The sequence below is a fragment of the Herbaspirillum sp. SJZ106 genome, assembly GCF_006715495.1.
Classification (GTDB): domain Bacteria; phylum Pseudomonadota; class Gammaproteobacteria; order Burkholderiales; family Burkholderiaceae_D; genus Herbaspirillum.
In genome coordinates, this window is record NZ_VFNI01000002.1 from 341,012 (window position 1) to 367,907 (window position 26,896).

Below are 26,896 nucleotides of genomic sequence, written 5' to 3' on the forward strand. Positions count from 1 at the left end.
AAATGACCAGGTTTATGCACGCAGGTGCAGGAAGTCGATGACATCCCTGGCGCCGCGGATGCCATCTTCGATCGCGCCGTCAATAAAACCTCTCCAGCCGCTCGCCCAGTCCGTATTCGCAAAGAAAAGCGGCGGTGTTGAGGTTTGTAGTGCAGCAAGCACCCTTGTCGTCTGGCCTGGCTCAAACCAGGTCCATCCACCCTTTGCGTAAGGATCGTTTGACCAGTCGTGCGCAAGCACATTGGTGACATTGATCCCAGGGAGGAATTTGCGCAGTTCCTTTTCGATCTGCTCGATGTTGTTCAGATCAATTTTGTCGTCCGGGCCAAATCCTACGAGCAGGGACTTGCCATCGATTTCACGGTCAGCGATGACCATGGTCAGAGGATTGGGGTAGGGGGCAAAGCCGACCCAGGCCCCTACATTGCGATCGATGCTGGCAATGAACTTCGTGCCGGCGCACACATGGTTCTCCCGGTGTGCGGATTGACGTTCTGCCGGGAGGCCGGGCGTGAATTTGATATCACTCAATACATTCATGGGAACAGCAACAACAACTGTCTTGCTGTTTAGTGAAATATTCTTTCCCTTGACGCGTATTCCGCCTGCGACGGAGGTGATCTCGGTGACGGGTTCGCCCACCAGAAGTTCGGCTTTCGAATCTCGCAGCAACGCCAGGGCGAGTGCAGAAGTACCCTGCGCGATTTTGTACCGGCCCAGGCGCTTGAGGAGTGAATCGGCGGAATATTCACCAAGTGCCCACCAGCGCAACTGGTCATACATACCGCCTTTAGCAGGATCAGTCGCCGCATTCATGGTGATGAATGCTTGCAGCAAACTGCGTTGCCGGCCGGAGATGTTGATCTCGGCAAGCCGATCGGCCAGGCTTGACTGATCGAGGTGGCCTGCCACGTCGGATGGAGCATGTGGGTTCGCGAACATCATTCGGCCGCCAGTGCCGTCAATATCGCAAAATAACTGCAAAGCGGTTTCGAGATCTTTGCCCATCGCTTCGGCCGTGTCGCTTTCCAACCCGGCGTCGGTCAGTAGGCTGATGGTATCTGCTGTCCCGCTCACCGACTCGGAGATCCCCAGGCCATATCGCTGCAGTTCACTCCAAACGTAAGGTTGTCCCCAATGGATCCATGTGCCGCCAATTTCGTACTTTTGTCCTTCCTGCTCTGCCAGGAAGGTTCGTCCTCCGATGCGATCCCGCGCTTCGACGATCGCGACGCGCAGCCCTCTTGACCCTAGTTCGCGTGCAGCCGTAAGTCCTGCAAATCCGGCGCCTACTACAACGGCATCGTAGTCGGCGTGGGCAGGGGCGCGATGATCGAAGGCGGCAGGTGAGGTCAGGCCCTGATCCAGGGGGAATCCGCGTTTGATATTGTGTCCGTCTGAAGTCTTTTTCATGAGATGGAGGCGTAATGATGTGTAGGGAAACGAGCAGGCTGATTCTCGCTTTTGGGGCCATGCGGAGGTAACCCAAATCGGCATATGCCAATCAGTGCCCAGCCCCTCCAAGGGCATCTCAATTTCATGCAGTCGGCGTCATGCCCGGTAGAGATGTGTGAGCGTTGTCCGAACTCGGCGGGAGCAGAACCATCACCCCTATTACTCTGAAAAAGATGGTGGTGTGTGTGGGCGGCTAATTGTCTGAGAAAAACATCCGCCTGATGGCTCGATGCAACTTGGTTCAAGCGCTTGCAGATGCTGCATTGTTCTTGTGCATAAATAACAAAAATTGCACAATGTTGAAAAAATGCATCTTCTATGTTGAAAACATAAAATAATATTTGCCAAATTTCTCCTTTGAGATAAAGATGCTAAAACTAATGGGTGGGCCATCTGTGGCAAGCCGCGTTCGCATGCGAACGCTGGTGACCACCTCATGAATTGAGCACCACCGAAAAACAATCAAAAAGTTGGCACGTTAGATGCTTAACGACAGAACCACGCTTGTCGTAGAAACGTGGTTCATTTGGAGAGAGACAATGTTGCAAAGCATTCACCGGTTTCAGGACGTGCATGCGCACGCTGCTGCAATCAGTCCATGGAATTTGAGCTACGCGCAGATTTCGGCGGGGCGTTTGGAAAGTTCCTTGATACAGGTTTCGACCCGGCGCTGCCATGCTTTCCGCGAGCGTATCAACAAGCGCGTTGTGCAGCATGGCGAAGCGCCCAAGGGCCAAATCTGCTTTGCCTTTCCTGTTTCCGCGCCTGGAGGAGCCCATGTCCAAGGACGTGAAGTCGATGAAGGATGCATGCTGTTTCTTCAGGGCGGAGAGGAATTCATGTGCCATATGCCCACGGATACCGATCTCTTCGCCATCACGTTCGATCAAGACTTCTTTTATAAATACTTGCCTCGAATGGCTGATCCGGATCGCATTGCCGCGCTGTTGAAGCAGCCGGTCATGAAAGTCGCCTCCAATGGCTTGCATATGTGCCGAGAGCGGCTCTTGAAGATTTTCTCGCATGCAATGTTGCCGGTTGCGGGTGATCAGCTGCGGCAGGATGAGCAGTCCGAGCGGAGCGCACGGCGCGAGGAGGCCTTGGAGTTGGCGCTGTTGGGGGAGTTGCTGGGGCTGTTGTCGGCGCCTGATTGCGATCCTCATCACCATCTGAGCACCGTCCGCAGCTATATCGTTGACAAGCTGCACCGCCAGATCATCGAAGACGCCACCAACGTACCCAGCATTTTCGAAGTATGCCAGCGCTTGCGGGTGAGCCGACGCACAATCCAGAACAGTTTTCGTACCGTGGCCGAAACGACGCCCCTGAATTACCTGCGCTGCGTACGTTTGAACGGAGTGCGTCGCGAGCTGCTGTCGAGTGAGGACGCCTCGATCGGCGACATTGCTTCCCGCTGGGGCTTTTTCCACCTCAGCCACTTTGCGGAGGATTACCGCGCGTTGTTCGGTGAACTGCCTTCCCAAACGGCGCGCCGTCCAGCGCAAATAGTCCTCCAGTAATTCGCGTCGCATTGGAATTCAACCTGCCAATTTGGGCTAAAGGAAAAAAAGCATCTCTTCTAGACTGCCAGTTCGCCCATGCTGCATGCGGGCGTGAAGGAGTCGATAGCTATCATCGGCGATGTCCAGGAACGCTGGTTTTTATAAGGTAAAGGCCGATGAGCCAGGTCGATTACGCTACCCAAGGCAGGCAAGAAAGCACGCTGAGGAGGAATGCCCTGGGCGTGGGCTTTATCATCTTCTTCGTGGTTTCCGCTGCCAGTCCGCTGAGCGTGATCGCCGGCGGCTTTCCTATCGGCATCATGCTGGGCAACGGCGCCGGGACCCCAGCGCTGCTGCTGCTGATTCTGCTGTTGCTGCTGGCCTTCTCCGTGGGCTACACCACCATGGCGCGCCACGTCACCAATGCCGGTGGCTTCTATGCGTTTTCCAGTGCCGGCCTGGGAGGCATCGCCGGCGGTGTGGCCGGGGTGTTGGCTATGTTCGCCTACAACATCCTGCAGATCGGCCTGTACGGCATGTTCGGCGGGGTGATGTCAGCTACCATCTTCGATGTCTTCGGCGTCCAGTTGGCGTGGTGGGTCTATGCGGCTGCCGCCATGTTGAGCGTGGCTGTTCTCGGTTATCGCAATATCGACCTGTCGGCACGGCTACTGTCGGTGGTGGTGATAGCCGAATACATGGCAGTGCTGGTGCTGGATTTCTGTATCCTCCGCTCGGGCGGCGACCACGGCATCAATCTGGATTCTTTCGCCCCGGCCAACGTCATGAGCGGTACGCCCTCCATCGGCCTGCTGTTTGCCTTTGCCGCCTTCATCGGTTTCGAAGCCACTACCATCTATGGCGAGGAAGCCAAGGATCCGAAGCGCGCCATCCCCATTGCCACCTATACCGCAGTGCTGCTGATCGGCGGTTTCTACGGCATTTCGCTATGGGCACTGATCATCGGCGCCGGCAGCGACAAGGTGGTCAAGCTGCTGGAACATATGCAGGATCCAACTGCCTTCATCTATGTCATGTCGAACCACTATGCAGGCGCCGGCCTGACGGCGCTCATCCGCATCCTGTTCGTCATCAGCATCTATGCCGGGCTGCTGGCCTTCCACAGTTCCGCGGCGCGTTACTTCTACGCCGTGGGGCGCGATGGACTTCTGCATCGCCTGCTTGGTACCACGCACAAGACCTACCAGAGCCCGCACATGGGATCGGTTCTGCAAAGCGCGATCGCGGCGGTGGTGGTGACGTTGTTCGCGCTGCTCGATGCCCATCCCATCTTGCACCTGTTCGCCTGGTTCTCCAGCCTGGCCGCGCTGTGCCTGATTCTGCTGATGATCATGACATCTGCTGCCGTGATCTGCTATTTCCGCCGGCATCCCGATGCCTGTTCCAGCGCCTGGCGTGTGCGCATCCTGCCGGCGGTGTCGCTGGTGGCTTTGCTCTACATCCTGTGCACGGCGGTCGTGCATTTCGACGTGTTGACTGGCGCCAGCAAGTCCATGTCCTATGCGCTGTGCTCGATGATTCCGCTGGCCATCGTGCTGGGTGTCATGTTGGCCACCCGCTTGCGCCGCTGTGCACCGCTGCGCTTTGCTGCATTGGGCAGCCACAAGCTCTAGGCCGACGCGCGGGCGAGCGTATAAACAACGGGCCTTGCTGTTGCAAGGCCCGTTCTCATTTCTGATGCCGGCGACGATAGCGATGCCGCGGTTGGTCAGGATCTCGTAGGCATTGGCGCCGGCCCAGGGATGGCTGGACATGTCTGGGGGAAAAGATGAAAAAAAGACGCGGCGCAGCTCACGCCACGTCGCGTCTGTCAGGAGGGATTCGGAATCAGGAGGCCAACAGCACGGTGACCGTCTTTTCTTCGGTGTAGGCCAGTGCGCCCGCCAGGCCGCCTTCGCGACCCATGCCGCTGTCCTTGATGCCACCCCAGGGCAGATTGGCGTCCAGCGGGCTCCAGCAGTTCACGCCCACCGCGCCGACCTTGATGCCGGACGCGACGCGATGCGCACGCGCCAGGTTGTTGGTCCAGACGGTAGCGGCCAGGCCGTAGTTGGAATCGTTGGCCAGGGCGATGGCTTCTTCTTCGGTATCGAACGTGATGATGGTTCCTACCGGCCCGAAGATTTCTTCGCGGGCAATACGCATGCTGTTGTTGGCATCGGCGAAGATGGTCGGCTGCACGAACCAACCCTTGTCCGGACGCGAGACGCCTCCGGCCAGCAGGGTGGCGCCTTCATCTAGGCCTTGCTGGATGTAGCGGTTCACGCGCTCGAACTGCGCCTTCTTGGCTACCGGCCCCATGCGCACACCCGGCTGGCTGGGGTCGCCCACGGTGATGCCGGTGGCAGCCTCGGCCAATGCCTTGGCGAAGCGCTGCGCCAGGCCGCGCTGCACCAGGATGCGCGAGCCGGCCGCACACACCTGGCCTTGGTTGACGAACAGGCCCAGCGTGCAGCCGAACAGCGCATCCTCGAAGGGCGCATCGTCGAATACGATCTGTGGGCTCTTGCCGCCCAGTTCCAACGTGACGCGCTTGAACTGTTCGCCGGCGATGCGCTGGATGGCGCGCCCAGCTTCAGGGCTGCCGGTGAAGCTGATCTTGGCCACGTCGGGATGTTCGCACAGTGCGCGGCCGACGGAGTTGCCATAACCGGTTACGACGTTGATGACGCCGTCCGGGAAGCCGGCTTCCTGTGCCAGGCGCGCCAGATGTAGCGCCGATTGCGGGGTTTCCTCGGCTGGCTTGACCACTACCGTGCAGCCGGCCGCGAGCAACGCCGCGACCTTCCAGCTGGTAATCATCAGCGGCGCGTTCCAGGGGAGGATCGCGCCGACTACGCCGATGGGTTCGCGCACGGTATAGGACAGGGTTGGCTTGCCCATGTAACCGGCTGTAGGGATGGTGCGGCCTTCCATCTGGTTGGCCCAGCCGGCCGCCGCGCGTAGATGGCTGATGGCGTTGGGCACGTCCATCATGCGCGGTTCCATCGGTGAGCGGCCGATGGCGCGCGCATCCATGTCGGCCAGCAGGTCGCTATCGCGCTCCACCAGCGCGGCCAGCTTGTGCAGCAGCTGGCCGCGTTGCAGACCTGACAGCTTGCTCCAGGCGCCGCCTTCCAATTGCCCCTTGGCGGCGGCAACAGCGCGTGCCACATCGGCGGCCGTGCCTTGTGCGGCGCTGGCATAGACTTCTTCGTTAATGGGATTGACCAGGTTCATGCGCTGGCCATCGGAGGCCTCTGTGGCCTGGCCGGCAATAAAGTGCTGAAGATGGAGAGACATGCTCATTCTCATGTTGGCGGTTGTCGAGGGAAACGGCATGCGGCCACTTGCGCGCTGCTCACGCTGGGAGTTATGCAATCTGGCCTGCATGTAGCCAGAATGTATAGAGAGCAGGGCGGTGCAGTTAGCCCAAATGAGCAATTCGGCGTGGCAGGAAACGCCCCGGAATTCGTATAGGGGGTACGAGCCGCAAGCCTGCCATTGCCATCAGGAAAGGGTTGTTGCTCATTTCCTGCTCGGGGTGCATTGATGTTGTGCGTAAAAGCAGAAATTGCACTATTTTGAAAAATGAGGTGACAAGGTATATAAATTTGTAAAAGTATTTGCTAAATTTTTCCTTTGAGATAAATTTGCATAAAATAGAAAAATAAAGCAGGTGCTATGCGATCCCCGGGCCGGTTGCCAATCCCGTCCTTGTTGCTGCGGCAGACCTTGAACGAAAAATAACAGTGCAGGCACATTAAATGCATGGAGACAGAGCCGCGCTCGCGGGAGCAATCGCGGCTCACTTGGAGAGAGACCATGTTGCAAAGCATTCACCGTTTTCAGGATGTGCATGTGCACGCCGCCGCCATCGGTGCGTGGAAGCAGACCTATGCGCAGATTTCCGCCGGCAAGCTGGAGAGCTCGCTGATGCAACTGTCGACCCGGCGTTGCCATGCCTTCCGCGAACGCATCAACAAGCGGGTGGTGCAGCATGGCGAAGCGCCAAAGGACCAGATCTGCTTCGCCTTCCCCATCACCACGCCGGGTGCGGCGCACGTGCAAGGGCGCGAAGCCGATGACAAGAGCATCCTGTTCCTGCAGGGTGGTGAGGAGTTCATGTTCCACATGCCGATGGACACCGACCTGCTGTCGCTGACCTTCGACAGCGACCTGTTTGAGGAGCATCTGCATCAGATGCCTGATCCGGATCGCATCGCCGCGCTGTTGAAGCAGCCGGTCATCAAAGTACCGCCGGCGGGCTTGCGCGCCTGTCGCGAGCGGCTGCTGAACATCTTTTCGCGTGCGATGCTGCAGATCGATGGCGGCCAGTGGCAGTACGATGCCCAGGCCGATCAGCGCGAGCAGGCGCTGGAATCGTCGCTGCTGGGAGAGTTGTTGGGGCTGTTGTCGGCGCCGGATTGTGATCCCAGCCGCCAGATGAGCACCACCCGCAGCTATATCGTCGAAAAGTTGCATCGCCAGACTATCGTCGATGCTGCCAATGTCCCTAGCATCTTCGAGGTATGCCAGCGTCTGCAGGTAAGCCGGCGCACGGTGCAGAACAGTTTCCAGGCCGTGGCAGAGACCACCCCGCTGAACTATCTGCGCTGCTTGCGGCTGAACGGCGTACGGCGCGAACTGTTGTCCACCATGGCGCAGCAGGCATCGATCGGCGATATCGCCTCACGCTGGGGCTTTTTCCACCTGAGCCACTTTGCCGAGGATTACCAGGCCTTGTTTGGCGAGTTGCCATCGCAGACCTCGCGACGCTCGATGCAGAAAGTATTCCAGTAGTCGTCGCCGGTCATGCAAGCGCGCCGCCCAGGGGCGGCGCGTTTTTCATGCGGGTTCTTCAGCCCGCAATGCGCGCCGTGATCTTGCGCGCCGCATCGGTAATCAGTCCCGACAGGAAGTCGCGGTTGAAGGCATTGACCCGTTCGGTATTGCCGGCCAGCGTGATGCTGCCCAAGATGCGCTGCTTCTCGTCGAAGATGGGCGCAGCGATGCCGATCTTGCCCGGGTCCAACTCGCCCTCGCTGACGCAGAAGCCATCCCTGCGTATTTTCAGCATCACCTTCGAGAAATCCTTCCAGTTGCTGCCCACCAGCCGCAGTTCCTCTGCATTGGCCTGGTCGAAGTGCTTGCGCAATTGGCGCGGCAGCAGGTAGGCCAGGATCACGCGCGCCGTGGCGCTGTGGAACAGATCCATGGGGGAGCCGCGTCCATAGTTCAGGCGTGCGTCATTGCTGCCTGACTCCTGCAGGATGTTGATCACCGTCGACCCGTACAACTCGCTGATCAGCAACTCCAATCCGGTCTGCGCCACCAGGTCGCCGACGATGTCTCGGCTGGCCGAGAGCAAGGGGTCGAAGCGCGTCATGTGACTGTCAAGCTCGATCACCTTCGGCCCTACTGCGTAGCCTCGCGGCATCTTCACCAGCAGACCGGCATTGCCCAGCTCCCGCACATAGCGATAGGCGCTGGCCGGCGTATAGCCCAACTGGGCGCAGATCATATCGACGTCGATGACGGGTTGGCTGGGTTTGAACAGGGTCAGGACATCCAGCATGCGGCTCAGGCTATTCATGGTCTTGGTCGTGGTTGAAGGCATTCGGGGCGCCTGATGGCTGGCTATTGTAAGGCCCCCCGGCTTCATGGGAACGGGGTGGTTGCACCAATTGCCGATTTGGGCTCAAGGCTATTGCATAAATCTCTTATATTCAAAATCAAGCAATAAATCATTAGTTCGATATGATGAATTATGTACAAATTTCATCTATACGAAAATATGTAATTTTACGCCGGATTGATTTGAGATGCCGCAAACCAGCTCGCCGCTACGGTGATGCTGGTCTGTTCAACCCTACAAGAGCGCCCATGTGCGGCGCTGGCCGCTGGCGGCAAAGGAAGAGAAATGACCCGATACACTGGAGCGCACGCATTATGGGCCGGCCTGCTGGCGCAAGGCGTGGACACCTGTTTCGCCAACCCCGGCACGACTGAACTGGATCTGGTGCGCGGCCTGGAGAGCTTTCCCAAGCTGCGCTGCGTGGTGGCCCTGCAAGAGAACGTCTGCACGGGCGCTGCCGACGGCTACGGCCGTATGCTGGGCCGTCCGGCCAGCACGCTGCTGCACTTGGGGCCGGGCTTTGCCAATGGCATCGCCAACCTGCACAACGCGCGCCGCGCCCGTACGCCCATCGTCAACATCATCGGCGACCATACCAGTTGGCACCTGCCCTATGACGCGCCGCTGACGTCGGACATCGAATCGCTGGCCTATCCGGTTTCGGGCTGGGTCCACCGCATCACCGGTTCCGCCGATATCGTTCCGGCCGCCACCGAGTCCGTGCGCCAGAGCATGGCGGCAGGCGGGCAAGGCAGCACCCTGATCTTCCCGGCCGACTACCAATTCGAGGTGATGGAGCCGGTAAGCGCCGCTGCGACCGGTCAGGCCAGCGCCACCGAGCCCGCCGATGACTACCAGCCCGCCCAGGCCATGGCGCGCATTCAGCGTGCTCGGCGCGTGGTGTTCCTGCTGGGCGGCGGCGGCGATGACAGCGGTCTGGGCGCGCGCGCGCAGCGCGCCGTGGCGCGCATCGCCGCGCAACTGGGATGCGGTGTCTACGCTGAAACCTTCCCGGCGCGCGCCGAGCGGGGCCAGGGTTTGCCTTCCTTTGACCGCCTGCCTTATTTCCCGGAACCGGTGCGTCAAGTGCTCGATGAGGCCGACCTGGTGGTGCTGGTAGGCGCCTTGCCGCCAATCACCTACTTCGGCTACGTCGGTCATCCCAGCGCCTTGGTGGCACCCGAACGCTTGTTGACAATCAGCCTGCCCGGTCATCCCGCCGCCGAGCGCGTCGAGCAACTGGCCGACGCGCTGGCCGCGCCGGCCTACGTGATGCCGCAGCACGACTTGCCTGCCATGCCCGAGGGTGAACTGACGCCGCAGAAGATCGCCGCCGTGCTGGCGCGCGAACTGCCGGAGCGCGCCATCGTCTCGGTAGAGGGGGGCACCTGCGGCTATCCCTTCTATGCCGTCTCCGATGCGGCTCGTGCGCATACGGTCCTGACTAACACCGGCGGTGCCATCGGCCAGGGTTTGCCTGTGGCGTTGGGCGCGGCGGTGGCCTGCCCGGATCGCACCGTGGTCGGCCTGCTTTCGGACGGCAGCACGCAATACACCATCCAGACGCTATGGTCGCTGGCGCACGAAAAAGCCAAGGTGGTGGTGTTGATCGCCGCCAACCACCAGTACGCCATCCTGCGCAACGAACTGCGCCGCGATGGTGCTGTCCTCGGCGAGCGCGCCGCACAGATGACCTCGTTGGACCATCCCCGCATCGACTGGGTGGGACTGGCGCAGTCCTATGGCGTGCCCGCCTCGCGGGCCGAGAACGCGCAGCAATTGCAGCAGCAATTGCAGGCCGCTTTCGCCGGCGAAGGCCCGGCCCTGATCGAGATGGCGCTGTAAGGCTCCAGCCGGGCGCATTCGCTTACCTGCCGGCATCGCCGGAACGTATTGATCGCATTGAACAAGGAGCAAGCATGGAATTGAAACTGCAAGGCAAGGCCGCCATCGTTACCGGCGGCAGCCTGGGCATCGGCCGCGCCGTGGCCGAAGTATTGGCGCGCGAAGGCGTGCGCGTGGCCATCGTGGCGCGCAGCAAGGCCAAGCTGGAAGAAGTGGCCAAGGAGCTGAGCGAGTCCACCGGCACTGAAGTCATCGCCGTGGCCGCTGACGTCAGCAACACTGAACAGGTCGAGGCTGCAGTGGCGCAGGCGGTGCAGCGCTTCGGCCGTCTCGACATCCTGGTCAACGGTGCGGCCCATCCGGGCGGCCTGGTGCGCTCCGAGATCCAGCATGCCAGCCCCGAAGGCCTGCTGGAAGACATCAACATCAAGGTGGTCGGCTACATGCGCTTCGCCAAGGCTGCGGCCTCGCACATGCGCGCCGGCGGCTACGGCCGCATCATCAACATCGGCGGCCTGACCGGGCGCGGCAGCAAGCAGTTGTCGGGCATGCGCAACGTGGCCATCTGCCATCTCACCAAGACCTTGTCCGACCAGTTGGGGCCGGACGGCATCACCGTCAACGTGATCCACCCCGGCGTGGTCGAGACCCCGCACATCCACGAGCTCTACGAGAAGGAAGCCAAGCTGCAAGGCCTGACCCCCGGGCAAGTCGAGCAGAACTACGCCAAGGCCACGCCGATCCGCCGCGTGCTGCAGGTGGAGGAAATCGCCGATGTGGTGCTGTTCCTGGCCTCGCCGCGAGCCGCAGCCATCACCGGCGAATCGATCGCGGTCGACGGCGGCATCACCCGCGGCATCTACATCTGACCTGACAGAAAAAAGGACACCATCATGCAAGGAACCATCCTGGTCGGCACCGCCGGCCAAGGCATCGTGCGCAGCGTCGACAATGGCGCGACCTGGCATCGCCTGGGCCTGAAGGAGGCCATTGAATTCGACGGCGTGGTGCGCAGCCTTGCCGTCGATCCATCCGATCCGGCGCGCGTACTGGCTGGCGCCGATGCCGGTATCTGCCTGAGCACCGACGGGGGCGCGCACTTCAAGCGCATCGCCTCGCCCGCCGATGACCAGACCGTCTGGTCGCTGGCTTTCAGCCCCACTAATCCCAAACTGGTTTTCGCCGGCACGGGTGCGCCTTCGCGCGCCCGCATGTACCGTTCGCACGATGGCGGCCTGTCGTGGCAGCAACTGGATGTGGAACTGCCGGAGTTCTGCTCGGGGGTGCACAAGCCGCGCATCCTGACTATCTTCGTGCGCGCCGATGCGCCCAATGAAGTCTGGTTCGGCGTGGAAGAAGGCGGAGCCTGGCGCAGCCAGGACGAAGGCGATACCTGGACCCGCATCGACACCCCGGGACGCGGCATCAACAATTCCGACATCCACGCCATCACCGTGCTGCCGGCCACGACCGATGCACCCGTGAAGCATGTCGTGGTGACCGTCAATTCGGTCTGCGAGAGCACCGACGACGCTCGCAGTTTCGTGGCCAAGGCTTCCAAGGAACGCTTCGACGGCATGTACTACACCCGCACCATCCAGGCGCTGGATCCGCAGGGCAATACGCTGCTGCTGGCCATCGGCGATGGCACACCCGGTACCCGTACCCGCATCTATCGTTCGGAAGACCGCGGCCAGAGCTGGACTGCGAGCCTGCTGCATACCGCACCCAATTCCACGGTATGGGCCTTCGGCGGGCATCCGGCCGATCCGCAACTGCTCTTCGCCGGCGCCAAGTACGGCTACCTGTTGCGCTCCACGGATGGCGGGCGTAGCTGGTACAAGGAATGGCGCGACTTCAGCGAGATCACCTCGGTGGCCTGGACGCCCTTCGTGGCGCCCGTACATGCCCATCCGCAATCGATCGACTAAGGAGCCGGCGCCATGTCCGACATCCCCACCATCAAGCCGCGCATCCGCCGCACCCACCTCGCCCTGTTCGTCAAGGACCCGCATGGCTCGGCACCCTGGTACGAGGACGTACTGGGCATGACGGTCACCGCCCGGGCAGAACGCTGGGTCTTCCTTTCTTTTGGCAAGAAGCACCATGACATCGCGCTGATCCGCGTCGAGGATCCGGCCAGGGCCGTGCGCGGCGAAGTCAACATGCAGCACTACGGCCTGGAGGTGGAAGGCGACATGGATGAATTCCGCCGCCTCTACGGCATGTTGCTGGCCAAAGGCATCGAGATATTCAAGATCACCGACCACAAGGTCGGTTACGGCATCTACTTCCACGATCCGGACGGCCACCGCTTCGAATTCTTCTTCGAGACCGCGCACGACGATGAAGAGGGGAAACGCCTGCTGGGGCAATACAACGCACCCAGCGACAATTTCCACCTCGATCCGTTGTAAGCGACTGACTCCCTTTTTAGGACACATGATGAAAACTCCGAATTTCGAAAATTTCCATATTCGCAAGTGGTACCAGCAAATTGAAGACACCCTGGCCGGAGAGACCGGTAAGGCAGCCGATGGCGCCCCGCTGCGCAAGATCGTGATCGCCGCCTGTATCCACAACCCCTTCGCCGGCAAGTACGTGGAAGACCTGTCGTCCTGGATCGATCCCTCGCCGGCGCTGGGTGTGGAGTTCGGTCGTCGCATCCGTGAAGCGGCTCAGGGCCAGGCTATCGAGAGCTATGGAAAGGCTTGTCTGGTCGGTATCGATGGCGAGTACGAACATGGCAATGCCTTGTTGACCAATCCCGCTGCCAATCCAGTACGCGATGGCGTGGGCGGCGGCAAGTCCTGGGTGCCCTCCACCGGCAAGCGCGGCGGTCCCGGCACCATCATCGACATCCCGCTGGCGCACAAGGATGCGCTCTACGTGCGCTCGCACTACGACACCGTCAGTGCCCAGTTCAACGATGGCCCCAACCGCGATGAGGTCGTGCTGATCTGGGCTTTCGCTACACGCGGTCGCCTCAACGCCCGCCTGGGCGGCCTGAAGGCCTCCGAGGTCAAGGGACAAGACGGTCTGGTCTGACAAGGGACGGAGACCATCATGCAGCGCAGAGACTATTCGCTGGCCCTGTCGGGACTGAACTTCCACATCACCGAATGGGGCGATCCGGAAGGCTTTCCCCTGTTGATGCTGCATGGCATACGAGGCTATGGCGAGACCTTTGCCGACCTGGTGCAGCGGCTGCCGGCGAATTACCGCTTCATCGCCCTGGACCAGCGCGGGCGCGGCGACAGTGACTGGGACGTCGGCTGCAACTACTACACCGATACCTACGTGGCCGACATGGAAGCGCTGGTGGTTCGCCTGGGCCTGCGCCAGTTTGATCTGCTCGGCCATTCGATGGGCGGCATCAATGCCATCGTCTATGCCGCCCGGCATGCCGCCAAGGTGCGCCGGCTCATCATCGAGGATGCCGGTCCGGGCGCATTCGAGAACAGTCCCGGCGCCACCCGTATCCGCCGCGAGCTGGCCACCACCCCCAGCCGGTTCGCCAGTTGGGAAGACGCCAGCGCCTTCATGCGCGAGCTACGCCCCAGCGTCACCGAGGAGGCCCGCCAGCAGCGCCTGCGCAACATGCTCAAGGAGATCGATGGCGGCTACACCTGGCGTTACGACCACGTCGGCATCAGCACCACGCGCCTCACACCTGACCTTTCCCGCGTCATTGACCTGCGTCCGCATGTCACGGCGCTGAAGTGTCTCACCCTGGTGGTGCGCGGCGAACGTTCGGACTACCTGTCGGCCGAGATCGCCGCCGAGATGCGCCGGCTCAATGCGTACATCGTCACCCGCACCATCGCCGATGCCGGCCACTACATCCACGATGATCAGCCGGAAGCCTTTGCCGAGGTGGTGCGGCAATTCCTGGCGCAAGAACAACATGCAACGGTAGGGGAAAATCCATGATCCACGAACTGCGCACCTATACGATGGTGCCGGGCGGCGTGCGCGATTACGTACGCATTTATAACGAGTGCGGCCGCCAACACCAGATTCGCCATCTGGGCAATTTGGTGGCGATGATGATTCCCGAAAGCGGTGACCTGAACCAGCTGGTCTACCACTGGGCTTTCGACAGCCTGGAAGAGCGTGCACGCCGTCGCTCTGCGCTGCTGGCCGATGCGCAATTCGCCGAATTCCGCAAGCAGGTGCGAGGCCTGCTGGTGCAGCAGGAAAGCCGCCTGCTGATCAGCGCCCCGGAGCCTTCCGGTGGGAGCGCTTCATGAGTGCAGGCGCGCAAGCCCAGGTGCTCATCGTCGGCGCCGGGCCGGTCGGCGTGACGCTGGCCAATTTGCTGGGTACCTATGGCATTGCGACCCTGGTCATCGAGCGCAACCTGGACGTGCTCGACTATCCGCGCGCGGTCGGCATCGATGACGAAGCCTTGCGTACCTTCCAGGCGGCCGGCATGGCCGACGCCATCGTGCGCGATGTGATCCAGAACGTGCCCATGCGCATGTACACCGCCGACCGTCGCTGTTTCGCCGAGATCCAGCCGACCACGCGCGAGTTCGGCTGGTATCGGCGCAACCTGTTCTCGCAGCCGCTGGGCGAGGCTACCCTGCGCCAGGGCCTGCAACGCTTCCCGCATGTGGAGCTGCGTTCGGGCGTGGAACTGCGGGATCTGGTGCAGGATGATCAGGGTGTGCTGGCCACCATCGTCGATGCCCGGGGCATGCAGGACACTTTGCGCGCGCAGTATGCGGTGGGCTGCGATGGCGGCCGCAGTACGGTGCGCGAAAAGATCCTCAAGCTGCCCTATGAGGGCAAGACCCATCCGGCCAAATGGGTGGTGATCGAATGCGATGGCGATCCGCTCGATGCGCCCTACACCGCGCTGCATTGCGAACCACGGCGTCCTTATGTCTGCTTGGCCCTGCCCTATGGCGTGCGGCGCTGGGAATTCATGCTCTTCCCCGGCGAGGATGGCGAGCAGATGCTGGCCCCGGAGAAGGTGCGGGAACTGTTGCACGAACACGTAGCCGACGTCGAATCCCTCAACATCATCCGTGCGCGTGTTTATACCCACAATTCGCGCGTGGCCGGGGCGCTGGTCTGCGGCCGCATCTGCCTGGCCGGCGATGCCGCCCACATCACCCCGCCGTGGATCGGCCAGGGCTTGAACGCCGGCCTGCGCGATGCCTTCAACCTGGGCTGGAAACTGGCCTGGATTCTCCAGGGCAGGATGAAGCCGGAACTGCTGGCCAGTTATCACGAGGAGCGTCATGCCCACGTGAAAGCCATGATCGCCCTGGCCGATTTGTTCGGCGCTGTGCTGTCGCAGAAGAACCGCCTGCTGGCCTGGTGTCGCGACAAATTCTTCCTGGCCATCAAGGATATTGCGCGGGTGCGCGACTATATCTTGCAGATGAAATTCAAGCCCATGCCCAGCTTCAGAAGCCAGGCGGTGATACAGGGCGATCCGCGCAGCCGCAGCGATCTGGTGGGGCGCATGTTCCTGCAATCTCTGGTGGAAAACGGCGCGGGTGAGGTGGTGCGGCTGGATGACCTATGTGGCAGCCGCTTCACGCTGCTGAGCTGGCGCAGCGATGTGCTGGCCGGGGCCGACCTCGAACTGCGCCGCCGCATGGAGGCCTTCGGCTGCGACTACTTGCAAGGGGCGCGCTCGCGATCCGGGCAGCGAGGCCAGCCGCCGACCGGCGCCGGCGTGGTGATCCAGGATTATGAAAACAGGCTCAATGCCTGGTTCAAGGAAAAAGGCGTGGACTGGGTCTTGCTGCGTCCGGACCGTTTCATCGCCGCCGCCGGCCGCGCCGAAGATGCGCCGGCCGTGATGGCTCGCTACCTTGATCGCGTGGCAGCCTAGGCCGCGCATTTATTCTCAGTGCGCCCGGTGGGTGCGCCTCTTTTTCAAGGTGATACATATGTATCCAGATTTGCAGCTCTACATCGATGGACGTTTTCTGGGAGTTGAAGGCCGTCGTTATCAGGAAGTGAACGACCCCGCCAGCGGCGAGGTGTTAGGGCGTCTGCCATGGGCCGAGGCCTCCGACATCGAAGAGGCCATCCAGGCCGCCCACCGTGCCTTCCTGCTCTGGCGCCAGGTGTCGCCGCTGGAGCGCTCCGACATCCTGCGCCGCGCCGCCACGCTGGCGCGCGAGCGGGCGCATGCGATGGCGCCGGCTATCACCATGGACAACGGCAAGCCACTGGCCGACGCCGTGGCCGAGATCCTCAACGCCGCCGAACACCTGGACTGGCACGCCGAGGAAGGCCGTCGCCTGTATGGCCGCGTGGTCAGCCCGCGCCATCCTGACGTACGGCAGCTGGTGGTGCGCGAGCCGGTGGGCGTGTGTGCGGCCATCAGCCCGTGGAACTTCCCCTTCGGCCAAGCCATGAAGAAGGTGGCCGCCGCCATGGCCGCTGGTTGTACTGTCGTCCTGAAGGGGCCGTCGGAGTCGCCAGCGGCCATCGTACTGATGGCCCGCCTGTTTCATGACGCCGGGGTGCCGCCGGGCGTTTTCAACATCGTCTCGGGTGTGTCGTCAGAGATTTCGCGGCAACTGATCGAGTCGCCGCTGGTGCGCAATATCTCCTTCACCGGCTCGGTGCCGGTGGGCAGCAAGCTGGCCGCCCAGGCAGCGTTGCACATGAAGCGCATGAGCATGGAGTTGGGCGGTCATGCGCCGGTGCTGGTGTTCGACGACGCCGAGGTGGAGCCGGCGGCGCGCCTGCTGGCGCGCCTGAAGACCCGCAATGCCGGACAGGTCTGCGTTTCGCCCTCGCGCTTCTATGTTCAGAAGGGGATTTACGATCGCTTCGTGGCGGCCTTCGCCAGTGCTTTGCAGCAGGTCAAGGTCGGCCCCGGCAGTGAGGCGGGCGTGCAGATGGGGCCGTTGATCCACGGTCGCCGTTTCGAGGCCGTGCATGGTTTGATCGAAGATGCCATGGCCCAGGGGGGGAAGTTGGTTACCGGCGGCGCGCGCATCGGCCAGCGCGGACATTTCTATGCCCCAACGCTGGTGGTGGATGTGCCGCAAACGGCCAGGGTGATGCAGGAAGAACCCTTCGGCCCGGTAGCGGCGGTCACGCCCTTCGCCCAGGTCGAGGATGCCATCGCCATGGCCAATGCCTTGCCGCTGGGCCTGGCCTCCTACGTGTTCACACAGTCGCTGACAACAGCCCATCGCGTCTCCAATATGTTGCAGGCCGGCATGGTCAACATCAACCATTCAGGCATGGCTCATCCCGAGCTGCCTTTTGGCGGTATTGGCGAGAGCGGCTTCGGCAGCGAAGGCGGAGTAGAGGGGTTCGAGAGCTTTCTGGTCACCAAGATGATCAGCCAGATCACCCACGTACCGGGCTGAGCGCCGGGTGTGCAATGAGGGGCAGGGACATGGGGCAGGCGTTCAAGGGGTTCAGTATCGCGGCCAAGCTCAGGCTGGCCTTTCTTTTGCTGTTGCTTATGCTGATTGGCATGGCCGTGTTCTCGTATGGTCGCATGAGTCGCATTAATACCCAGGTCGATCTGTTGGGACGGGTGAATGTGCCGGCGATGGAATCGGTCTCGGGCATCCGTATCGGCATGGCGCAGTACCGAGTAGGCGTGACCTTGTCCCTGCTGGCCGACGATGGCGCCGGCGGCATGGCAGCCGAAGCAGCCAGGCGCGATGGACTGGCCTATGCGGAAAAGTACTTGCAGATTCTGCTCGACTTCGCCGGCAATGACGATGAACGCGCCATCAGCCGGCAACTGGCGGAGAGTTGGAAAACCTACCGCGAACTGGCTGAGAAGGCCATTGCCTTGGCCAAGGCCGGACAGTCAGCCGAAGCGCTGATGCTGGCCGATGACAGCGCCCGACCTTACGACCAGATGGCGGGCATCCTCAAGTCCATCAGTGACTCGGTCTCCCAGGAGTCGGCTGCTTCGGTGGTCGATGGCGAACAGGCTTACCAGTCGGCCCGGCGCGCGCTGATCGCTGTCGGCGTGGCGGCTCTGCTGTGCACGATGGGTTTGGCGAGATTGTTGATCCGCAGTATTGCGTCGCCTTTGCAGCGCGCGGTGCAGGCTGCCAATCATATTGCTGCGGGAGCGCTCGACCAGGAGATCAGCGTTACCGGGCGGGACGAAATTGCCCAACTATTGGGAGCGATGCAGCGCATGCAACATTCGCTGGTGGGTATCGTCGCCGGAGTGCGCCGTGAGGCCGAGAACGTAGCCGCCGCCAGCATCGAAATCGCCTCCGGCAACGCTGACCTGTCCACCCGAACCGAGGCGCAGGCCGCGGCGCTGGAAGAGACGGCGGCCACCATGAATGAACTGAGCGTGACCGTGCAAAAGAATGCCGACGATGCCCGCCAGGCCAGTAGCACGGCGCAGCGGGCCAGTGCCGTGGCGCTGCAGGGCGGGCAGGTAGTGGAGCAGGTGGTGCAGACCATGCGCGGCATCGAGAACAGTTCGCAATGCATCTCCGATATCGTCGGCACGATCGACGGTATCGCCTTCCAGACCAATATCTTGGCGTTGAACGCCGCCGTGGAGGCGGCACGCGCCGGAGAGCAAGGCAGGGGCTTTGCGGTAGTCGCGACCGAAGTGCGTTCGCTGGCCCAGCGCAGCTCGCTGGCCGCGCGTGAGACCAAGGTCTTGATCGGCGAGTCGGTCGAGCGCATCCAGACCGGTGCGCGGCTGGTGGATCGGGCTGGCCAAACCATGCAGGAGATCGTGGCGGCGGTGCGCAGCGTCTCGGCTATTGTGTCCGAGATCAGTCAGGCCAGCGTGGCCCAGAGCGGCGACATTGCCGAGGTCGAGCGCGCCATCCGGCAATTGGACGACGCCCTGCAACAGAATGCGGCGCTGGTTGAAGAGAGCGCTGCCGCCAGCGAAAGCCTGCGGCAGCAGGCCGGCAATCTGCTGGGGACGGTGTCGGTATTCAGGATCGCTGCCGTCCCGGCGGCGCTGGGTCAGACGGCCGGGACGGCTGCCGATTTGCAGGTGCCGCTGCTGGCAGGATGAGTGTTTCGGTGTGTGTTCATGGTGCTTGACTGTGCCTTTGACGGCGGCTTCGGCCGCCATTTTTTTTGCCGACCAGGGCGCGCAGAAATGGCAGTGGATAACACCTTTGCCAGGGTAACTGATCCAGTGTTGTCAGAGATTTGTCAGTCTTGTGCTCCTTGCGAGTGATACGCGGATGGCCCCCCGCGAAATTATTTACAGCTCCGGTTTCCCTGCCGTGATGACTTGCTCATTTGGGCTACTGGCTTATCCGGCAAAAGGGTTTTAATCCTTGCATGCCGGAAGGAAGTGATTCCAACGTTTCCGACAGTGTCTTTCCTTGGTAATTCGCTTGCCGCTGGCGCAGGCGAACACTTTCTTGAAAACGGTTTAGAAAGGTACGTTCATGATTGAAGCAGAACTGGAGGCACTCAATTTTGCCGACGCTCCCAAGATGGTGTCATCCACCTATCCTGGCCCCAAGACCGCGGCGGCGTTGGACCTGTCGGCGCGTACCGAGTCGATGGCGCGCGGCGGCGGACGCATGCCCATTGCCATGGATCGCGCCTTCGGCGTGACCTTCAAGGATCCGGACGGCAATACTTTCATCGACCTCTCCGCCGGCGTGGGCGTGAGCAGCGTGGGGCGTTGCAATCCCAAGGTGGTCGAGGCCATTCGCACCCAGTCCGAGATGTTGATGCACTCGATGGAAGTCAACAGTTCCAAGCGCACTGAATTGGCGGCCAAGATCTCCGAGATCATGCCCGAAGGCCTGCGCGGCAATTGCATTACCTTCTTCACCCAGGGCGGCAGCGATGCGCTGGAAGCAGCCGTCAAATTCGCCAAGCGTGTTACCGGCCGCCACCAGGTCATCGCCTTCCACGGCGGCTACCACGGCATCTGGAATGCCTCCAATGCGCTCACCACCGGTACCGCCTATCGCAAGGGTTTCGGTCCCTTCATGGGCGGCGTGATCCATGCTCCTTATCCCTATGCCTACCGTTTCCCCTTCGACACCAGCAACAAGAGCGCCGAACAGATCGCTGGTGAATATGTCGACTACCTGCTCAACACGCCCTATACCGCCGCCGATGACGTGGCTGCCGTGATCGTGGAGCCGGTGCAGGGCGAGGGCGGTTATGTGCCGCCCTCGCCGGAGTTCCTGCAAATCCTGCGCAAGGCTTGTGACCGCAGCGGCGCGCTGCTGATCGTCGATGAAGTGCAGGCCGGCGCCGGCCGCACCGGCAAGATGTGGGCGGTGGAACACTCGGGCGTGAAACCGGACATGCTGACCTTCGGCAAGGGCATCGGTGGCGACATGCCGATGGCGGGCCTGGTCATGCGTTCGGACCTGGCGGCCAAGATCCCCGATGGTTCACAGCCCAATACCTTCGCCGCCAACTCGATCTCGGCAGCGGTGGCGCTGACCAATATCAGCATCCTGCAAGACCCCCGTCTGAACCTGATCAACCGCGCCCACGCGCTGGGGCTGGAAGCGCAGCAGCGCATCCGCGACTTCAACAGCCCCTGGGTCGGCGAAGTGCGCGGCCGCGGCCTGATGATCGGCATCGAGCTGGTCGAGAACAAGGAAACCCGCGAGCCGCTCTCGCGCGAGAAGCTGGGCAAGCTGATGGACTATGTGGTCGGTCACGGTGTGCTGATGATTCCCTGCGGTCGCTATACCAACGTCATGCGCGTGATGCCTTCGCTGACCATCCCGCGCTCGCTGATGTTCAAGGGGCTGGATATCTTCGGTGCTGGTCTCGCCTCCCTCTGAACAGGATAGACAGGACGCCGGGATGAGGCCTGGCGGCTTGCCCTGATTCCTCATCAATCGCAACAGGTTTGAGTCAATGGAGAAAGTGGTCATGAAGAAAACGATCCTCGGTTTGTCCACCCTGGTGGTGGGCGCGACGTTTGCGCACGCTGCTTCGGTGCAAGATCTGGGTACTACCTTGACGCCGCTGGGAGGCGACAAGGCCGCCGGCCAGGGCGTGCCGGAATGGAAGGCGGAAAACGTGGAGTTGCCAGGCTGGTCCTACGGCAAGCTGCGCAAGGATTATTTCAAGTACAAGGATGAAAAGCCCACCGAGGTCATCGATGCCTCCAATGTGGAAAAATACGCCGCCCACCTCACGCCGGGACAGGTGGCCTTGATCAAGCAGGTCAAGGGCTACAAGATGGATATCTATCCCAGCCATCGCTACTGTGCCGCGCCCGACTTCGTGGTCGAGAACACCAAGAAGAACGTGGCCGATGGCAAGATCGGCGCGGACGGCTGGAGCCTGGCCGAAGCCAATGTGCCGGGCATCCCCTTCCCGCTGCCCAAGACCGGCCTGGAAGTGATGTACAACAGCAAGATGCGCTATCGCGCGCTGGGCGTGGACTTTCCCAATACCATCACGGCCGTCTCGCCGCGCAAGGGAAGCAATGAATGGATCAAGGCCAGCGAACAGATGACGCTGTTCTATCCGGCCAGCGTCAAGGGCAGCACCAAGCTGTCCTCTCTGTCGGGGATCGAGTTTTATACCTACTTCGCCTATTCTGCGCCGACCGCGCTGGCCGGGCAAGCCCTCGTGGTGGCGACCTACCTGAATCGGCCTAGTACCGAGACCTTCTACTACTTCCCGGGCCAGCGCCGCGTGCGCCGTATGCCTTCCTATGCCTACGATGCACCGCAGATCGGCATGGAAAACCAGTACACCATGGATGAGCCGACCGTCTTCAACGGCACGCTGGACCGCTTCGACTGGAAATTGGTCGGGAAAAAAGAAATCTACATCGCCTACAACAGTTTCGGGGCCAACAACTTCAAGGCCAATCTCGACGACATCGCCAAGCCTGACTTCGTGGCCGAGAACGCCCGCCGCTACGAGTTGCATCGTGTCTGGGTGGTTGAGGCCAGCGTCAAACCGGGAGTACGCCATCTTGCGCCCAAGCGCACGTTCTACGTCGACGAGGACAGCTGGAACCTGGTGCTGGCCGATGACTACGACGCTCAGAGCAAGCTGTGGAAGCACCGCGAGGGTTACATCATCCCGGTCTACGAGACCGGCGCCTGCGACCTCTCCGGTTTTGCCCAGTACAACCTGGCCGAAGGCCGCTACCTGATGGATTCGCACTCGGCCGGTACCGGCAAGGACATTCGCTGGGAAACCGAAGCCAAGGACAATCCGCGCCTGCGAGACGCCTTTTATGGCGCCGACAGCCTGCGTGCCATCAGCGACCGCTGAAGTGCGCGTGCAATTCTCTGACAAGACCTTTACGGGGAAGGGAAAACCATGAAGATGCAAATGCGTAAGAAGCCGCAGCGTGCAGGATCGCTGCTGCCACGAGTGTTGCCGATCGTGCTGCCGTTGATGGGCGCCTGTCTTTACTCGGGCATCGCCCAGGCCTTTACCTTCGACGGTGAGACGGTCTCGGGCAACTTCGACTCCACCGTCACGGTGGGCGTCGGCATCCGTGCCAGCAAACCGGTTTGTTCCGGCATCATCGGCAGCGTCAACGGCGGTCAGCCATCCGGTCCGACCGGTGCAGGTGCGCCAAGTGGCTGTGCCGATTCGCTGTCGCAGTACAACGACCAAGGTAACCTGAACTACGACCGTGGGAGTGCCTTCACCACCTACATCAAGGGCACCCACGATTTGATGTTGAAGCTGCCGGAGGACGTCAAGTTTCTTGGTCGTGTGAGCTGGTTGCGCGACTTCTCTGCCGATAGCGCCACCGGCTACGTCAGCGGCGGCGGTGGTAGTTCCTTTCCCGGAAATTCGGCCAGCCAGCTACGCAACAAGACGCGACTGCTGGATCTGTGGGTGAGCAAGGAGTTTTCGCTCGGTGACCAGCGCGCCCGCCTGCGGGTCGGTAATCAGGTGGTGAACTGGGGCGAGAGCCTGTTCATCCCAGGCGGTATCAACCAGACTAACGCACTGGACCTGATGCGCCTGTCGCAGCCCGGTACTCAGATGAAGGAAGCAGTGCTGCCGGCGCCGATGGTCAACTTTGCCAGCGGGCTGGGCAATGGTTTCAGCCTCGAGACCTACGTGCAGCAAGGATGGCAACGCAACTACTTCCCGCCGGTGGGGAGTTACTGGTCGGTGGGTACCATCGGCAATGGTGCTCAGGAGCTGGGCGTGCCGACCACCAGTACGCCGCGTTCCAGCGGTCAGTATGGCGTGGCGCTGCGTTACAGTCCGAAGGATACCGAAATGAATTTCGGTCTGTACCTGATGAACTACCACGACAAGTCGCCGGTCATGTCGACTTCCACTAGTGCAGTCTCGGGCTTTGGTTACTCCTACCTGCAGGATCGTAAGATGCTCGGCGCCAGTATGAACTTCCCGGTCGGTAACTGGGCGGTGGGTACCGAGCTGTCGTATCGTCCCAAGGATCCGATCTCGCTCAACACTTCCTCCGCCGGCAACAGCCCGACCACCAATGGCACCGGCTGCCTGACCAACGGCAATTGCTACGTCGAGTCCGCCAAGTACCAGTTGGCCGTCACCGGTCTGCTGAGCATGACTCCTAGCGACAATCCGACCATCCTAAAGGCGCTGGGTGGGGCCGATACTGCCAACCTGATGATCGAAGCGGTGGGTATTTACTATCCCAACATGAAGAGTTCCTACCAGGGCATCCCGGTGGCCTCCGGCTTATGGGGATGGGGTTATGACACCACGGCCAATGCCCGTGCGACCGGCGCCAATACGCCATCCGGAGTTGGCACGGCACTGTCCTATGGCTACAACCTGGACTTCAGTTGGGTTTATGACGGTTCTTTGATTCCAGGCTGGCAGGTGGTGCCGGAGGTTTTCTACTTCCAGGCTCTGCATGGACGTACGCCCAATTTCGCGGGTACCTTTATGCAAGGCGCCAAATCGGCCAACTTCATCGTCAGCTTTATCCAGAATCCGGCCAAGTGGCAGTTCTCGCTTAATTACGCCATGTTCTGGGGCGGCGACACGATCTTCGACCAACCGCTGCGCAGTCGCAATTTCGTGGGTGCTACCGCGACCTATAACTTTTGATCCCGGCCTGGCTGCGCCCTCGGCGGGCGTAGCCAGGTTCGGTCTATCGACGCCTTTCCTGTTGAACCAAGACCATTATGCATTTTCCTAGCGGCTTTCTTAGCCTGGCCCGGCTGGAGGCACTGGCGTTCCGCGCGCGCGTGCCCATCCTGCTGGCGTTGCTGGCCTTCACGGCGCTCATGGCGGTATTCTCGCTGAAGCTGCGCATGGATGCCGGCTTCGAGAAGCAGATTCCCTCGGATCACGAATACGTCGCCACGCAGCATCAATACCGTGATGAGCTGTTCGGGGCCAATCGCTTGAACATCGTGCTGCGCGCACGTCACGGCAGCATCTGGAGCAAGGAGGGTCTGACGCGTCTGAACGCCATGACCCAGGCCGTCATGTTCCTGCCCAACATCAACCGCCTGGGCGTGCAATCGTTGTGGACGCCCAATACCTTCGTCAACGAGATTACCGAAGAGGGTTTCCGTGCCGATCCGGTTATCGCCGGCACCGTCACGCCAGAGAACCTGACGCCAGAGGTGATCGTAGGCATTCGCGACAGCGCCAACAACGGCGGCTTCGTCGGCACCCTGGTGTCGCGCAAGCAGGATAGTGCAATGATCATCGCCGAGATCAACGAATTCGACGCCAATGGCAAGAAGGTCGACTATCTCGCCTACAACGACCTGCTCAATCGTGAAATCCGCGCCAAGTTCGAGGATGCCGATTTCGAAGTGCAGATCATCGGTTTCGCCAAGCAGATCGGCGATGTCGCCGATGGCGCCCAGGGCGTTTTCAAATTCTGCGTCATGGCCATGTTGCTGACTGCGCTGGCTGTGTATTGGTATTGCCGTTCGCTGCCGTTCACATTGTTGCCCATCTTCTGTTCGCTGGTGTCGCTGGTGTGGCAGTTCGGCACGCTGCACTTGCTGGGATATGGACTGGACCCGCTGGCGGTGCTGGTGCCTTTCCTGGTGTTTGCCATCGGCGTGTCGCACGGGGTGCAGCAGATCAATTACATCGTGCGTGGCATCGCCGCCGGCATGGGGTGCGAGGAAGCGGCCCGCGCCAGTTTCCGCGGCCTGCTGGTTCCGGGCGTGCTGGCGTTGGTGACGGCTTTCGTGTCTTTCATCACGCTGACGCTCATTCCAATTCCCATGGTCAAGGAGCTGGCTATCACCGCTTCCATCGGCGTCGGGTACAAGATCATCACCAACCTGTTCATGCTGCCGCTTGCCGCTTCGCTGCTCAAGGTCAACAAGGCCTATGCCGATGCCGCCATGCGCGCCCAGCAGAAACGTGCGCGCTGGCTGCAGGTGTTTGCTCAGGCCGCGCATCCGCGCAATGCCAAGGTGATCGTGCTGGGGACGCTGGTGCTGTTCGGAGCGTCGGTCTGGTACAGCAATGACCGCCTGGTGGGAACCTTGCAGGCCGGCGCGCCGGAATTGCGCGCCGATTCGCGCTACAACCTGGATGCCACGTCAATTTCGAAAAACTATGACACCGGACTGGACTGGCTCTCGGTGATCCTGGCCGCGCCTGAGAATTCCTGTGACAAGGTGGCCTTCGGCCGCTATCAGGAACAGTTCGATGCGGCCATGCGCTACGTGCCGGGCGTGATGTCGGTAAGCTCCTTTGCGGAGCAGATGAAGGTCTACAACGAGGGCTACAACGAAGGCAATCCCAACATGTATTCGGTGCCGCTGGATCCCGCCAACTACGCGGCGCTGGCGGTGGAGATCGGGCGCGTGCGCGGCTACCTGTCCAAGGATTGCAGCATGCTGGCCACCCACCTCTATCTCACCGACCACAAGGCCTCCACCATCAATGGCGTGATCGCGGCAATCAAGCAGTACCGCGCAGCGCATCCCTTGTCGGGTCTGACGATACGCCTGGCCGCAGGCAATGCCGGAGTGATCGCAGCAGTCAACGAAGAAGTGGAGAAGTCAGAGCTGCCGATGATGCTTTACGTTTATGCCGCCATCGTGGTGCTGGTGTTTGCGGTCTATCGCGACTTGCGCGCGGTGGTGGCTTGCTGCCTGCCGCTGACAGTGGCCACCTTTATCGGCTATGCCTTCATGAAGCAGTTGCAGATTGGGCTGACGGTGGCCACGCTGCCGGTGATGGTGCTGGCTGTCGGCATCGGCGTGGACTATGCGTTCTATATCTACAGCCGCCTGCAGATGCACCTGGCAGCGGAGGAGCCTATAGACGTGGCACTGGAGAAGTCGATCCAGGAAATCGGCGTGGCGACCATCTTCACCGCCATCACGCTGGCCATCGGCGTGGCGACCTGGTCGTTCTCGCAGCTTAAGTTCCAGGCAGACATGGGCAAGTTGCTGGCCTTTATGTTCATCGTCAACCTGATCATGGCCATGACTGCCCTGCCAGCTTTTGCGGTGGTACTGGAACGCCTGTTCCCGCGCAAGGGAAAGATCAAGGTCAACAGCATGATGAGCCATTGAGG

Annotated in this window: 20 protein-coding genes; 17 read left to right on the top strand and 3 right to left on the bottom strand. The window is 61.3% G+C overall.

All coding sequences use genetic code 11. From position 1 onward, the window contains the following. Window positions 1–12: 12 nt before the first annotated feature. Window positions 13–1,413 (bottom strand): NAD(P)/FAD-dependent oxidoreductase, encoded by a 1,401-nt coding sequence (locus tag FB598_RS06775; protein WP_141913894.1) that lies wholly within the window; start codon window positions 1,411–1,413, stop codon window positions 13–15. 581 nt (window positions 1,414–1,994) lie between these two features. Here FB598_RS06775 and FB598_RS06780 point away from each other — a divergent pair. Then, on the top strand, window positions 1,995–2,975 hold the full coding sequence (locus tag FB598_RS06780) for a helix-turn-helix domain-containing protein (protein ID WP_141913893.1): 981 nt from the start codon (window positions 1,995–1,997) through the stop codon (window positions 2,973–2,975). 158 nt (window positions 2,976–3,133) lie between these two features. Next, window positions 3,134–4,591 carry an APC family permease gene (locus tag FB598_RS06785; protein ID WP_141913892.1) on the top strand — a complete coding sequence of 486 codons (1,458 nt, stop codon included), beginning with the start codon at window positions 3,134–3,136 and terminating at the stop codon, window positions 4,589–4,591. 214 nt (window positions 4,592–4,805) lie between these two features. On the opposite strand, the gene FB598_RS06790 is transcribed toward FB598_RS06785, so the two are convergent. After that, entirely contained in the window at window positions 4,806–6,260 is a 1,455-nt protein-coding gene (locus FB598_RS06790) for an aldehyde dehydrogenase (RefSeq protein WP_141913891.1), read from the bottom strand. A 522-nt stretch (window positions 6,261–6,782) separates the two neighbouring features. Between FB598_RS06790 and FB598_RS06795 the strand changes: the two genes are divergently transcribed. Next, window positions 6,783–7,760 (top strand): helix-turn-helix domain-containing protein, encoded by a 978-nt coding sequence (locus tag FB598_RS06795; RefSeq protein WP_141913890.1) that lies wholly within the window; start codon window positions 6,783–6,785, stop codon window positions 7,758–7,760. Window positions 7,761–7,818: 58 nt separating this feature from the next. On the opposite strand, the gene FB598_RS06800 is transcribed toward FB598_RS06795, so the two are convergent. Further along, complete coding sequence (locus tag FB598_RS06800; RefSeq protein ID WP_141914216.1) at window positions 7,819–8,553, bottom strand: IclR family transcriptional regulator; 735 nt, start codon at window positions 8,551–8,553, stop codon at window positions 7,819–7,821. Between the two features lie 327 nt (window positions 8,554–8,880). On the opposite strand from FB598_RS06800, the gene FB598_RS06805 reads away from it, so the two are divergent. The 14 genes from FB598_RS06805 to FB598_RS06870 all read left to right on the top strand — a co-directional run bounded on the left by FB598_RS06805 (window position 8,881) and on the right by FB598_RS06870 (window position 26,894). Beyond that, window positions 8,881–10,440, top strand: a complete 1,560-nt coding sequence (locus tag FB598_RS06805) for an acetolactate synthase large subunit (RefSeq protein ID WP_141913889.1) — start codon at window positions 8,881–8,883, stop codon at window positions 10,438–10,440. Between the two features lie 74 nt (window positions 10,441–10,514). Continuing rightward, window positions 10,515–11,309, top strand: a complete 795-nt coding sequence (locus FB598_RS06810) for an SDR family NAD(P)-dependent oxidoreductase (protein ID WP_141913888.1) — start codon at window positions 10,515–10,517, stop codon at window positions 11,307–11,309. Between the two features lie 24 nt (window positions 11,310–11,333). Beyond that, a complete protein-coding gene (locus FB598_RS06815) occupies window positions 11,334–12,371 on the top strand; it encodes a glycosyl hydrolase (RefSeq protein WP_141913887.1) in 1,038 nt (345 codons plus the stop codon). A gap of 12 nt (window positions 12,372–12,383) precedes the next feature. Continuing rightward, on the top strand, window positions 12,384–12,857 hold the full coding sequence (locus FB598_RS06820) for a VOC family protein (RefSeq protein ID WP_141913886.1): 474 nt from the start codon (window positions 12,384–12,386) through the stop codon (window positions 12,855–12,857). A gap of 28 nt (window positions 12,858–12,885) precedes the next feature. Beyond that, window positions 12,886–13,488, top strand: a complete 603-nt coding sequence (locus FB598_RS06825) for an amino acid synthesis family protein (protein WP_141913885.1) — start codon at window positions 12,886–12,888, stop codon at window positions 13,486–13,488. Between the two features lie 18 nt (window positions 13,489–13,506). Next, a complete protein-coding gene (locus tag FB598_RS06830; protein ID WP_141913884.1) occupies window positions 13,507–14,373 on the top strand; it encodes an alpha/beta fold hydrolase in 867 nt (288 codons plus the stop codon). After that, window positions 14,370–14,693, top strand: a complete 324-nt coding sequence (locus tag FB598_RS06835) for an NIPSNAP family protein (protein ID WP_141913883.1) — start codon at window positions 14,370–14,372, stop codon at window positions 14,691–14,693. Before FB598_RS06830 ends, FB598_RS06835 begins: the two co-directional genes overlap by 4 nt. Further along, on the top strand, window positions 14,690–16,294 hold the full coding sequence (locus FB598_RS06840) for a bifunctional 3-(3-hydroxy-phenyl)propionate/3-hydroxycinnamic acid hydroxylase (RefSeq protein WP_141913882.1): 1,605 nt from the start codon (window positions 14,690–14,692) through the stop codon (window positions 16,292–16,294). Before FB598_RS06835 ends, FB598_RS06840 begins: the two co-directional genes overlap by 4 nt. A gap of 58 nt (window positions 16,295–16,352) precedes the next feature. Further along, window positions 16,353–17,795, top strand: coding sequence for an NAD-dependent succinate-semialdehyde dehydrogenase (locus tag FB598_RS06845; protein WP_141913881.1), 1,443 nt, complete (start codon window positions 16,353–16,355; stop codon window positions 17,793–17,795). Between the two features lie 29 nt (window positions 17,796–17,824). Continuing rightward, entirely contained in the window at window positions 17,825–19,441 is a 1,617-nt protein-coding gene (locus FB598_RS06850; protein ID WP_141913880.1) for a methyl-accepting chemotaxis protein, read from the top strand. A gap of 385 nt (window positions 19,442–19,826) precedes the next feature. Further along, window positions 19,827–21,197, top strand: coding sequence for an aspartate aminotransferase family protein (locus FB598_RS06855; protein WP_141913879.1), 1,371 nt, complete (start codon window positions 19,827–19,829; stop codon window positions 21,195–21,197). 91 nt (window positions 21,198–21,288) lie between these two features. Next, window positions 21,289–22,653 carry a DUF1329 domain-containing protein gene (locus tag FB598_RS06860; protein ID WP_141913878.1) on the top strand — a complete coding sequence of 455 codons (1,365 nt, stop codon included), beginning with the start codon at window positions 21,289–21,291 and terminating at the stop codon, window positions 22,651–22,653. A gap of 48 nt (window positions 22,654–22,701) precedes the next feature. Further along, a complete protein-coding gene (locus FB598_RS06865; RefSeq protein ID WP_141913877.1) occupies window positions 22,702–24,444 on the top strand; it encodes a DUF1302 domain-containing protein in 1,743 nt (580 codons plus the stop codon). A 77-nt stretch (window positions 24,445–24,521) separates the two neighbouring features. Then, a complete protein-coding gene (locus tag FB598_RS06870; protein WP_141913876.1) occupies window positions 24,522–26,894 on the top strand; it encodes an RND family transporter in 2,373 nt (790 codons plus the stop codon). Window positions 26,895–26,896 lie beyond the last annotated feature (2 nt).